The organism is Halostella pelagica, from assembly GCF_004762015.1.
Lineage (GTDB): Archaea > Halobacteriota > Halobacteria > Halobacteriales > Natronoarchaeaceae > Halostella > Halostella pelagica.
This window is the reverse complement of the sequence record NZ_SJES01000001.1, coordinates 62412-73682: the sequence shown is the minus strand read 5'-3', so window position 1 is coordinate 73682 and position 11271 is coordinate 62412. Positions and strand designations below refer to the sequence as shown.

General features: G+C 65.0%; 14 protein-coding genes. 10 read left to right on the top strand and 4 right to left on the bottom strand.

Annotated features, from left to right (window positions below; all coding sequences use genetic code 11):
• The first annotated feature begins 29 nt into the window (after positions 1 to 29).
• Complete coding sequence (locus EYW42_RS00395; RefSeq protein WP_135533282.1) at positions 30 to 1166, top strand: NAD(P)/FAD-dependent oxidoreductase; 1137 nt, start codon at positions 30 to 32, stop codon at positions 1164 to 1166.
• On the opposite strand, the gene EYW42_RS00390 is transcribed toward EYW42_RS00395, so the two are convergent.
• Positions 1167 to 1526: a hypothetical protein gene (locus EYW42_RS00390; RefSeq protein ID WP_135533281.1), complete on the bottom strand. Its 360-nt coding sequence runs from the start codon at positions 1524 to 1526 to the stop codon at positions 1167 to 1169. It lies immediately after the preceding gene.
• 86 nt (positions 1527 to 1612) lie between these two features.
• Positions 1613 to 2305 (bottom strand): peptidase M10A and M12B matrixin and adamalysin, encoded by a 693-nt coding sequence (locus EYW42_RS00385; RefSeq protein ID WP_135533280.1) that lies wholly within the window; start codon positions 2303 to 2305, stop codon positions 1613 to 1615.
• A gap of 294 nt (positions 2306 to 2599) precedes the next feature.
• Here EYW42_RS00385 and EYW42_RS00380 point away from each other — a divergent pair, with 294 nt between their 5' ends.
• From EYW42_RS00380 to mnhG, 8 genes are all read left to right on the top strand, one after another.
• Positions 2600 to 2806, top strand: coding sequence for a dodecin family protein (locus EYW42_RS00380; protein WP_135533279.1), 207 nt, complete (start codon positions 2600 to 2602; stop codon positions 2804 to 2806).
• An 81-nt stretch (positions 2807 to 2887) separates the two neighbouring features.
• Entirely contained in the window at positions 2888 to 5230 is a 2343-nt protein-coding gene (gene mbhE / locus EYW42_RS00375) for a hydrogen gas-evolving membrane-bound hydrogenase subunit E (RefSeq protein WP_135533278.1), read from the top strand.
• Positions 5227 to 5691 carry an MnhB domain-containing protein gene (locus tag EYW42_RS00370; RefSeq protein ID WP_135533277.1) on the top strand — a complete coding sequence of 155 codons (465 nt, stop codon included), beginning with the start codon at positions 5227 to 5229 and terminating at the stop codon, positions 5689 to 5691. Before mbhE ends, EYW42_RS00370 begins: the two co-directional genes overlap by 4 nt.
• A 64-nt stretch (positions 5692 to 5755) precedes the next feature.
• Entirely contained in the window at positions 5756 to 6097 is a 342-nt protein-coding gene (locus EYW42_RS00365; RefSeq protein WP_135533276.1) for a sodium:proton antiporter, read from the top strand.
• Positions 6098 to 6099: 2 nt separating this feature from the next.
• Positions 6100 to 7707 (top strand): complex I subunit 5 family protein, encoded by a 1608-nt coding sequence (locus EYW42_RS00360; protein ID WP_135533275.1) that lies wholly within the window; start codon positions 6100 to 6102, stop codon positions 7705 to 7707.
• 22 nt (positions 7708 to 7729) lie between these two features.
• Positions 7730 to 8416, top strand: a complete 687-nt coding sequence (locus EYW42_RS00355) for a Na+/H+ antiporter subunit E (protein ID WP_135533274.1) — start codon at positions 7730 to 7732, stop codon at positions 8414 to 8416.
• On the top strand, positions 8406 to 8702 hold the full coding sequence (locus tag EYW42_RS00350; RefSeq protein WP_135533273.1) for a monovalent cation/H+ antiporter complex subunit F: 297 nt from the start codon (positions 8406 to 8408) through the stop codon (positions 8700 to 8702). Before EYW42_RS00355 ends, EYW42_RS00350 begins: the two co-directional genes overlap by 11 nt.
• A 61-nt stretch (positions 8703 to 8763) precedes the next feature.
• The gene (gene mnhG / locus EYW42_RS00345) at positions 8764 to 9105 is read left to right on the top strand and encodes a monovalent cation/H(+) antiporter subunit G (protein ID WP_135534006.1); all 342 of its coding nucleotides are present in this window, start codon (positions 8764 to 8766) and stop codon (positions 9103 to 9105) included.
• Between the two features lie 17 nt (positions 9106 to 9122).
• Here the strand turns inward: mnhG and EYW42_RS00340 are convergent, their stop codons facing one another.
• Positions 9123 to 9383 (bottom strand): hypothetical protein, encoded by a 261-nt coding sequence (locus tag EYW42_RS00340; protein ID WP_135533272.1) that lies wholly within the window; start codon positions 9381 to 9383, stop codon positions 9123 to 9125.
• 165 nt (positions 9384 to 9548) lie between these two features.
• Here EYW42_RS00340 and EYW42_RS00335 point away from each other — a divergent pair, with 165 nt between their 5' ends.
• Positions 9549 to 10334 carry a GIDE domain-containing protein gene (locus EYW42_RS00335; RefSeq protein WP_161972896.1) on the top strand — a complete coding sequence of 262 codons (786 nt, stop codon included), beginning with the start codon at positions 9549 to 9551 and terminating at the stop codon, positions 10332 to 10334.
• A gap of 350 nt (positions 10335 to 10684) precedes the next feature.
• Here EYW42_RS00335 and EYW42_RS00330 read toward each other — a convergent pair whose 3' ends face one another.
• Complete coding sequence (locus EYW42_RS00330; protein ID WP_135533270.1) at positions 10685 to 10990, bottom strand: hypothetical protein; 306 nt, start codon at positions 10988 to 10990, stop codon at positions 10685 to 10687.
• Between the last annotated feature and the right edge of the window lie 281 nt (positions 10991 to 11271).

Genomic DNA, 11271 nt, shown 5'->3' with positions numbered 1-11271 from the left:
CATTACCGTCCGGTTCGAACGATCCGGCGATGAAAGTCGCAGTGTTCGGCGGTGGCTACGCCGGCGTATCGCTCGTGCGCCAACTGGAGGACGCACTTCCCTCTAACGTCGAACTCCTTCTGGTCGACGACTCCGGCCACCATCTCGTCCAGCACGAACTCCACCGGGCCGTCCGTCGTCCGTCCGTCGCCGACGACATCCGCGTACCGCTGACCGATGTCGTCGAACGAGCGCGGGTCCGCAGGGGCCGCGTGACCGATATCGACCCCGAGGCGAACGAAGCGACGCTTTCCGACGGGTCGACGGTCGGCTACGACATCGGCGCGGTGTGTCTCGGCGCGGAGACGGAGTTTTACGGCCTCCCGGGCGTCGAGGAACACGCGACGCCGCTGAAGCGTCTGCCCCACGCCGAGCGGATCCGCGAGGACTTCATGGCGACGCTGACGGACGGCGGGCGGGCCGTTGTCGGCGGGGCCGGTCTCTCCGGTATCCAGTTAGCGGGCGAACTCTCGGCGCTGGCCCGCGAAGCCGACGGGGCGGACGTCACCGTCACGCTCCTCGAACAGATGGACGAGGTCGCACCGTCGTTCCCGTCGGCGTTCCGGCGGGCCGTCCGAGACGAACTGACGGCGCGTGATGTCGAGGTCCGGACGGGAACCGCTGTGGCAAGCGCAAACGAGGACGCGGTCGAACTCGTAAGCGGCGAATCGGTCCCGTACGACACCCTCGCCTGGACGGGCGGCATCCGCGGTCCCGACGCGCTCGGCGGCGACAGGCCGCAGGTGGACGGGCGACTCCGTCTGGGCGGTTCGACGTTCGTCCTCGGCGACGCCGCGAGAGTAGTCGACGCTGACGGCGAGGCCGTGCCCGCGAGCGCCCAGTCGGCTATCCGCGAGGCCCGCTCAGTCGCCGAGAACGTGCGTCGACTCGTCGCCGACGACGACGGCGTTTTCGCTCCCCGTCTCGACCAGTTCGCGTTCGATTCGCCGGGATGGCTGGTCAGCGTCGGCGACGGCGCAGTCGCACAGATCGGCCCGTCTATCGTGACTGGCAAAGCGGCGATAGCGCTCAAAGCGAGCGTCGGCGCTGGTTACTTGAGTTCCGTCGGTGCCGTCAGAAACGCTGTGGACCTGGTCAACGACGAACTCGGCCTTGCCGCCGAGTGATCAGACCCCGGGAACGCCGACCGCGCCGAAGGTGGTGAGGCCGGCCGCCGCTAACACGTACAGCACGGCCAGCACGGCGATCCACGCGATGAGGCCGATGAGCGCCGCGTCGACCCACCCGCCGGGATACCGCCAGTTGATTATCGCCAGATACGCAAGCAGTGTGAGGATCGGGCCGAGTAGCGGGATCCATCCGACGAGAAAGCCGACGACGGCCCAGACTATCGCTCCGATCAGTGCTGTCACGATAGCGTACGTGTAATCATCGTAGTCGGCGATGACCCGAGCGCCGACGTAGATGCCGAGCGCACCGATCAGCAGGCTCACGATGAACACGATTAGCGAATCGATGAGTGCCATACTCGGAGAGAACACGCGAACCCGTTTTATAATTCGTTGCTTATTATCGGACCGAAAGGGACAACCTTCGTTTACGCGTTCCCAGATCAGAGATCTGACAGAGAGGGAACGCTGAGTCCGCCATCGTAGGCGTCAATGGCGTTCGCCGCGCATTCGGAGAACAGAAACGAGAGGCGTCGCCGGTCCGCGTCGAGACCGCTGACGGTCCCACAAGCCCCCGTCGACGGGTCGTATCCCTCGGTCCATGCGTAGTTGCCTATCATCGGGGTGGCCACGGCCGCGTCTCCGTGCGTTCGGACGCTTCCCTGGTCGTGCGTTAGGCCGAGCGCGTGTCCGGCCTCGTGGAGGAGTACCTGCATTACCCGGGCCGGTCGGGAGTATCGGACGACCGGCGATACGTCCGACACCGGCGGCATCGCGGCCAGGTAGCGCGCACCGCCGACCGCGGCGATGTGGGCGCGTCCGCCCCCGGTTGGAGCCGAGTCCATCGGCCCGTCTGTGACGAGCAGATTCACGTCGTCGACCGGAGACACGTCACCGTCCGCCGCCCCGACGGCGAGTTTCCCGGGCCATTCCCCGCTTACGACCACGTCGTAGCCGTGTTCGCGCGACACGGACACCGTCCCGCCGGCCGTCACCGTCACGTCGTCCCTGACTGCGCCAAGCGTTCGGTCCAGATACCCCGTCGCTCGCTCCGCGACTGGCCCCCGTGACGCGGCGCGCTCCGAGAGCCACACTCGCACGTCGAGGGACCCGTCGTCGGAGCCATACCGTTCCAACAGCGTTCCGACAGTTCCGGTATGTGCACATAGCTTGAGAAACGAACGTCGATTCATCGGTACGGTTAGTTATCAGTTCTGAAACCGAATCACGTACCGGATAAGGTAAGCTTTCTGATCGGAACAGTGCGGTCACAGTCGCGCGATCTACGCCCTTACTACCCGCCACATATCAACTGCCAGGTGCCGTTTACCACCCACAAACGCCGCGTTTGGGAGAAAGCAGTCCGAACAGTGATCAGTTTCCAGTACTGGAAAAGAAACAAAGCGTCAGGACGTGGTACGCTGGAACTCATGACCGCAGTCAAAATCATCGAGGTGATGGGAACGTCGCAATCGTCCTGGGAAGACGCCGCGGAAGAAGCGTTCCGCGAGGCACAGAAATCGGTCGAGGACATCAGCGGTATCGAGGTCGAAGACTGGACGGCCGACGTACAGGACGGCGAGATAACCGAGTACAAGGCGACGGTCAACGTGGCGTTCCCGGTTCACAACGACTAACCGGGGTGGGGCCGGTGCGACCGTCGGCCTCGCCGTTCCGCGAAGACAACAGATAAGGCGAACCCTCTGGTGACGTATTGTGTGGAACCGGAGCTACAGGTTATCTTTGCCTCGGTACTGCTTCCGTTCGTCGCTGCGATAGCGACCCCACTGGCCTACCGGGTGCTCGGTGAGCGAACCGGCTACGGGGGGGCGGCTGTCGCGCTCGCTTGCTTCGGCCTCGTCGCCTCGCAGATCGGCCGAGAGGGGACCGTCGCGGTGCCGTGGGTGCCGTCCCTGGAGATAGCGATGCGGTTCCGGGTCGACGGGTGGGCGCTCCTGTTCGCACTGCTGGCAAGCGGCGTCGGCGTCCTCGTCTTCGCCTACTCCGCCGCGTACATGCACGGCGAGGACAATCTGGCCCGATACTACGCGACGCTGCTTGCTTTCATGGGTTCGATCATCGGCGTCGCGTTCGCGGCGGACCTCGCCGCCCTGTTCCTGTTCTGGGAACTGACGAGCGTCTGCTCGTTCGTCCTCATCGGCCACAACACCGAGGAGGACGCCGCGCGCTACTCGGCGCGGATGGCGATGGTGGTGACTGTCGGGGGCGGACTTTGTCTGCTCGCCGGCTTCCTGTTGCTCGCCGTCGTCACTGACGGAGCCGCGACGTTCGACCTGGCGTGGATGCTCGCGAACGACGAGGCCGTCCGCACGGCGCTGCGCAAACAGGGGCTGTTCGTCCCGGCGCTCGTCCTGATCGGCGTCGCCGCCGCCGCGAAGTCCGCGCAGGTGCCGCTCCATTTCTGGCTGCCGAACGCGATGGTCGCGCCGACGCCGGTGTCCGCGTTCCTCCACTCCGCGACGATGGTGAAAGTCGGCGTGTACGTGCTCGGACGCCTTCGACCGCTCTTTCTCGGCGTCGAGTGGACGCTTCTCTTCGCCACGCTCGGCCTGGCGACGATGACCGTCGGTGCGGCGCTTGCCGTGATAGCGAGCGACATCAAGCGCCTGCTGGCGTACTCGACGGCGAGTCACCTCGGTCTGATGGTCGCCGGATTCGGCTTCCGCTCAGCCGCGGGTGCCGAAGCAGGGGCGTTCCACCTGCTCAACCATGCGCTGTTCAAAGCGGCGCTGTTTCTGGTCGCCGGAGTCGTCGCACACGAGGTCGGGACGCGCCATCTTCCGAACCTCGGCGGCCTCTGGCGCGACCTACCGGTCACCGCGGCCGTTACCGTCGTCGCCGCGCTGAGCATGGCCGGCATCCCCCCGTTTAACGGCTTTTACTCGAAGGAACTCCTCTTCGAGGCGGCCTACGAAGCGGGCCACTCCGCCGGCGGACTGGCGTGGGCGTACCCGGTCGTCGCGGTACTCGCGAGCGTCCTGACTGTCGTGTACTCGCTCCGGTTTCTCTCTATCTTCTTCGGCGACCGTCCGTCGGGGCTCCCGTCGGTCCACCGCGCCCCGGTCGCCCTCGTCGGTCCACCGGCGGTCCTCGCCGCTCTCGCGGCGGTCGTCAGCGTCACCCCGGAAACCGCCGTCGATGTCGTCGTTCAGGCGGCCGCGGACGCGACCGCCGCCGAGGCCCACGAAATGCACGCCGGACTCCCGTCGCATCTGACGCCGCCGGTACTCATGTCCGCGGTCACGGTGGTCGGCGGCGTGGCCGCGTATCCGTACTCTGACCGCCTCGGACGAGGTATCGAGGCCGTGGTCAACGTCCGAGACGCGTTGCGACCGACCCACTTGTACGACCAGTCGCTCACGGCTGTAGAACTCGGTAGTTCGTTCACGGCGTCGCGAGTACACAACGGCCTGTTGCGGACGTACGTCGTCTGGTGTCTGGGGACGGCGAGCGGTCTCTCCCTGCTCGGATACGCGACGGCGGCGGTGCAGTGGCCCGCGATGTCCGTTTTCGACGTCCCGCTCGCCATGACGCTGGTTCTGGTGGTCGCACTCGTCGCCGGCGTCGCGGTGTCCGTCGCGCCGTCGCACGTGGCCGGCGTTCTCACGCTGTCGATTCTCGGGTTCATGGTCGCCATCTTCTACATCATGGCCAGCGCACCGGACCTGGCGTTGACCCAGCTAGTCGTCGAGACGCTGGTGTTACTCATCTTCCTTCTCGTACTGGAGGAACTGCCGGCCTACTACGCGGACGTGAAGCGGTTCGTCGTCGCGAGAGACGCCGCGCTGTCGCTTCTCGTCGGCGTAACGGCGTTCGTCACGGTGCTTCTGGCAGGGCGCAGAGCGGACGACGAGCAGACGGCTGTCGCGGGGTATTACGCCGAGAAGGCGGTTCCCGAGGGCGGCGGGACGAACATCGTCAACGTGATACTCGTGGACTTCCGCGGATTCGACACGCTCGGTGAGATATTCGTGGTCACTATCGCCGCCATCTCCGTCCTCGTCCTGATAACGATGCGGAACAGAGGTGAGCGGCGGTGACGACGACCATCATGAAGACCACGGCGCGTATCGTCGTGCCGATCGTCCTCGTAGTCGCCGTCTCGCTGCTCCTCCAGGGTCACAACCTCCCCGGCGGCGGATTCATCGGCGGGGTGCTCACGACGGCGGCGTTCGCGCTCATCTACGTCGCGTACGGGCTTGACTACCTGGAGATCGGCGTGCTCGGCCGCGAAGTCGAGTCCGGTGCCGGGATATTCGAACACCGGAGCGTGACGGCGTACAAGCGGACGTTCGTGTTCGGCCTCGCGGTCGCAGTGGGGAGCGGTCTGGCGGCGCTCGCCTTCGACGAACCGTTCCTGACGCAGACGTACACGATTGTCGAGCACGTACCGATATACCACGAGATAGAGCTCGCAAGCGCCCTTGTGTTCGACGTGGGCGTCTACTTCGTCGTCGTCGGCGGACTGCTCACGATACTCTCGGTGGTGGGTGGCGAATGACCTCGTCTACTGTTCCTCCGACTGTTGTCGGTCCCGCGGTCGGCCGTACAGGAGGTGAGAGCCGGTGAGCGTCGTCCTCGCCGCCGCCGTCGGCGGCCTGTTCGCGCTCGGCACCTTCCTGTTGCTCCGCCGCGACCTGGTCCGCGTGGTCTGGGGCGTCGCCGTCGTCTCGCAGGCGGCGAACGTCTACCTGATCGCGATGGGCGGCGTCTCGGAGGGCGGGAACTCCGTCGTCCCCGTTCTCTCGGGCCACGGCGAGTCGGTCCCCGAGACGGCGGACCCGCTGGTTCAGGCACTGGTGCTTACGGCTATCGTCATTAGCTTCGGCACGACGGCGTTCGCGCTGGCGCTGACGTACCGCGCGTATCAGGAAAACGAGACGATGGACGTCCAGGAGTGGCAGTGATCATGACGGACCAACTCGTCACCGCGCCCGTACTCGTCGCACTGGTAAGCATCGTGCTCACGCTCTCGCTGCGTCGGTGGCCGCGACTCCAGCGGGCGGCGAGCGTCGCAGGAGGGGTCGGTTACGCCGTCGCCGTCGCCCTCGTCGCGTGGGGCGTGGTTCTCGCGCCGAACGCGCCGGGGGCCGTTGCGTACCAGATCGGCGGCTGGCCGGCACCGTTCGGGATCACCCTGGTGGCCGACGCGCTGTCAGCGTTCATGCTCGTCGTCGCGGCGTCAGTCGGGCTTCCCGCGGTCGTTCTCTCAGTGCTTTTCATCGATGTCGACAACCAGCGCGTGTTCTACCACCCGCTCTTTCACTCGCTGTTGCTCGGTATCGCGGGTGCCTTCCTCACGGGCGACCTATTCAACCTCTTCGTCTGGTTCGAGGTGATGCTGATGGCGAGTTACGTGCTGGTCGCGTTCTACAGCGGCGCGCAACACACCGCCGCCGCGTTCCGCTATCTCGTCCTCAACGTGATAGGCGGCGTCTTCCTCCTGCTCGCCGTTGGCGGTCTCTATGCCACCACCGGAACGCTCAACATGGCGGACATGGCGCAACGACTCGCCGACCCCGGCGCGTACGGTATCGACCCCGCTCCCGTGTTCGGCCTCTCGGCGCTGCTGTTCGCGGCGTTCGCGCTCAAGGCCGGTCTCGTCCCGTTTCAGTTCTGGGTCCCCGGCGCGTACCGGGCCGCCCCGTTGCCCGTGTCGGCGATGCTCGCCGGCGCGTCGAAGAAGGTCGGCATCTACGCCATCATTCGGCTCTACTTCACCGTGTTCTCGGGAACGTCGGCGTCGGCCAGCGTCCCGTGGATCGCCGACGGGTCGCCGCTTTCGGTCCTCGCTCCGGGCCTGTTGATCATGGGCGTCGCCAGCGTTCTGGTCGGCGCGCTCGGAGCGGTCAGCCGGGACACCATCGAGGGAATGCTCGCGTACTCCAGCATCGGACAGGTCGGGTTCATCGCGGTCCCGGTAGCCATCGCGGCGGGTGCCGGGTCCGAGGAACTCAGACATCTCGGGATCGTCGCGGCGCTCGTGTACGCGCTCCACCACGCGCTCGCGAAGGGATTGCTGTTTTTCTCGGCGGCCGCCGTCCGCAGCGCGACCGGAACGAACCGGATGGCCGAACTGAGCGGCCTCGCGAGCCGCTCGCCCGCCCTCGCCGGGGCCTTCTTCATCGGGAGCCTGTCGCTCGTCGGCGTCCCACCGCTGACCGGCTTCTTCGGGAAGTTCCTCGTGTTTGCGACCGCGGCCGACGGGTACGCTGCGGACCCCGCTGTCGGCTCAGGGGCGGTCCTGTTGGTGTTGCTACTCGGCGCGCTCCTCACGATACTTTACACGACCCGCGCGTGGGTCGGGAGCTTCTGGGGACCGAGAACCCCGTCGGTCGAGGCCGCCACGGTCGACCGCGGACAGGTCGCGGTTCTCGTCGCCGTCGCCGCGGCCATTATCCTCCTGGGAATCGGGTTCGACCCGGTGTATCGCTTCGCGTCGGCGGCGGCCGACGCGGCAGTCGACACGAACGGGTACGTCGACGTCGTCGACCCAGCGGGAGGTGACGGGTCGTGATTTGGTCCGGAGGTGACCACGCGTGACCCGGCGATGGCCGGTCGTCGGCGTCCTGTTCGGCGTGTTGTGGCTGTTCGTCCGCGGCGTCGAACTCGCCGTCGACGCCGTTCTGGGGCAGTTCCTGCTCGGCCTCGGCGTCGGTCTGCCGATCGCGTACGTCTTCCGCCGCCTGTACGACGACACGGTCGATCTCGGGCGGACGACGCGGGCCGTCCCGTACGTCGCCCTGTACGTCAGCGCGTTCCTCAAGGAGGTCGTCGTCGCGAACGTCGACGTGGCGTACCGCGTGCTCGACCCGTCACTCCCGATAGAACCGGAGGTCATACTCATCCCGCTCCGGGTCGAAACGGACCTCGGGGTGACGACCATCGCGAACAGCATCACCATCACGCCGGGGACGATCACGCTGGACTACGATTCGGAGGCGAACGCCCTGTACGTCCACGTGATAGACGGACGCGACCCGCAGGGTATCGTCGAACCTATCCGCGAGTGGGAAGACTACGCGCTGGTCATCTTCGACGAGGAGCGAACTCCGGCGGACCCGGCCCCGGAGATCGCCGTCTATCCGGCGGGGGAGTCTGGCCCGCCGTCTACGGCCAGCGAGATCGTCCAGGAGGACTGGGACGGCCCACGCCAGGAAACGGACGCAGACGGCACCGATCGCGACGGGGACGAGGGCGACGGAGGTGAAGACCGTGGCCGCTGAATCCGAACTGGTGACGCTGGCCGCCGACGTCGGTCTCGTCGTCGTCAGCGGCCTGTGCGTCCTCTGTGGCTACCGCGTGATCCGCGGTCCGACCGTTCCGGACCGCGTCGTCGCGCTGGACGCCATCGCGACGAACGTCGTCGCCATCGCCGTCCTGTTCGCGCTGAAAACCGGGCGTGGCCTCTTCGTAACGGTAAGCCTGGTGCTTGCGATCATCGGCTTCCTGTCGACCGTCATCGTGGCCAAGTTCGTGACCGAGGGCGATATCATCGAACGACGAGAGTGAAACAGATGCACGCTACAGACGAGAAAGACGAACGAAGACCGGGGGAAAGACGATGGTCGGAGTGATCCGTACGGCGCTCGTCGTCGCGCTGATCGCCGTCGGCTGTTTCTTCCTCGCCGTAGGGACCATCGGCCTGCTTCGCCTGCCGAACGTGTACAACCGGATGCACGCGACGAGCAAACCGACGACGCTCGGCACGGCGTCGATATTCCTCGCCGGATTCGTCTACTTCGGGCCGGGTACCGCGGGGATGCCGTCGCTCATCGGCATCGTGTTCCTGTTTCTGACGGTGCCGACCGGCGCGCACATGATCTCCCGGTCGGCGGAACGAACGGGCGTGCCCTTCCTCGGAGGCGTCACCTGGCCGGGCAAGGAAGAGGAGGAGGAACTGCGGGAACGGTAGTCGCGCGGTGCCGCGTCTCACTGGCCGGGGATGTGTTCCGGATCCACGTGGCTCTCGTCGTCGAGGACGACACGTAGTCGGCCCTCGTCGATGAGCGAGTTTATCTGGTCGTAGTTGAACTTCCCGTGACAGTCCTCGCTGCTGAGGGTGATGTGACGGTCGGTCTTCTCGATCACAGTCGCGAGCGAACTACCGGTGCGATAGTCGTAGTGGACGGTCGTACCGGGATGGATCGCCTCCGCGGTTACGTAGAGGTACTCGTGCTGGCAAAACACCATACGCCGACACATCACTTTCGATGTATAATCGTTTTGGTGGGTATAGTGACGGCCGATACCGCAACCGATGATATCCGGCTCCGACGAGAAAAGACACGAGTCGGACGAGGCCTGCAACGATATGTGACTGGTAGTTATACTTTTCCAGTGTTTTCATTTTGAATGATGGTTCAGGACTTGATCGTGAAACTCGGCTGGACTGGGTTCAGCCTGCCCTTTCTGGCTGTCGGTCTCTATACGATGAATAAAGGCCGCAAGCAGCGGGCCCGGAGTGAACGGATCGCCACGACCGAGACGACGCGGATCGGAAACGTCCGGCCCGGAACGGTCGAAGTGAAGGGGACCGCCCGTCCGGCCGAGGACGCGAACGTATTCGACTCGCCCATATGGACCGAGGACGCGCTGGCCACCCGTGTCGAGGTCGAGAAGTGGGAAAGCAGCGGACAGGGCGGTGGAAACTGGGAAACCGTCCACGAGGAGGAGACGGCGGTGCCGATAGCCGTGGACGACGGCACCGCCGAGGTCCGGGTCGAACTCCCCGCTGACGGCGGGTTGAACGTGGAGCGGACCCGGACCAAAGTCGGCAGCGGGGACGAACCCCCGGAACCTATCCGGCGGTTCCTCGAAACCCGAGACGATATCGACGAGGCCACGCGGCGCGAACTCGGCCCGTTGAGTTTCGGTGAGCGTCGGCGCTACTCGGAAGGGGTGATCGCTCCGGACGAAGAAGTCTACGTACTCGGGACGGCCCGCGAGGAGCAGGCCGACTGGGGCGACCGGAAGTACGTGATCGACGAGCCGACGGACTCTGGGGATTTCGTCCTCTCGGACAAGTCCGAAACGGAGTTGATTCGGGAGGGCAAGCGGGGCGGCCTCGTTCCGCTCGCGTTCGGCGGGCTGTTGACGGTCGTGGGTACGCTGCTCAGTATCTACCCCTGGCTGGCGATGTGAGAGAGATACCCGTCGCAGTGCGTTCGCATCCGTTCGACTCTCCCCCCGTCAGTTCGAGGTGTCATTTTCCAGTCAGCTACCGACGACAGCAACCGAACAAATGCCGCGCTACTGTCGATGCAACCGCTGTATTCTGCCAAAACGGGAAGAAATTTACAGCGGAACCACCGATAGTAGTGTATGGATTGGGCTCTCCGATTTCGCAAAGGCGTCTCCTCCAGAGTACAGTTGTTGATACTGCTCGCCGCGATCCTGTCTATCGCGACGGCGCAACACTTCGGGATCATCTGACGTCCCGAGATTGCAACCCGACGACTGCACGGAGTACACCGTCTCGATCCAGAGGGGGCTCAGGGGTCGTACGAACAACTGTCGCCGCACTCGTCAGTGCAACCACACGCTTTCTCACCGCAGTCATCGTAGCAGTCTCCCCGCTGAGACACGGCGAGAGCGACAGCCACTCCGACAACGCCGAACACAGTACCGGGAACAGACCCGACGAGCGGGACGACGACGGCGTCCTCGCCGAGAACGCTGATGCTGTAGCCCGCTAAAACGCCGGCGAGCAGCATCACGAGGGTGCGCACGCTGATCAGTTCGCGGACAAACGAAGCGATCCCGTGTTTCGTCAACGGGCCGTTCGTCTCAGAGGTCATACCTGATTGATTTGACATCTGTCGTTATAATTCTCACGTGATCGCAGTAGTCCCGCAACTCACTCAACGAACGCAACCCACGTCCAGTCTCTGGCCTTACGTCACGGTCGTTTCGTTCTTGGCTGTCGGAGCCAGTTGCAGTTACAGTAGTCACTGAAAGTCAATGTACACTTGACCGCACGACAGCGAAGCGATCAGCGTGTAAATCGTTTCAGTGACTCCTCTAGTTCGTGGAACGTCCCCGCGACAGTTTTCACCGGCAAGGATCCGAATCCGTGAAA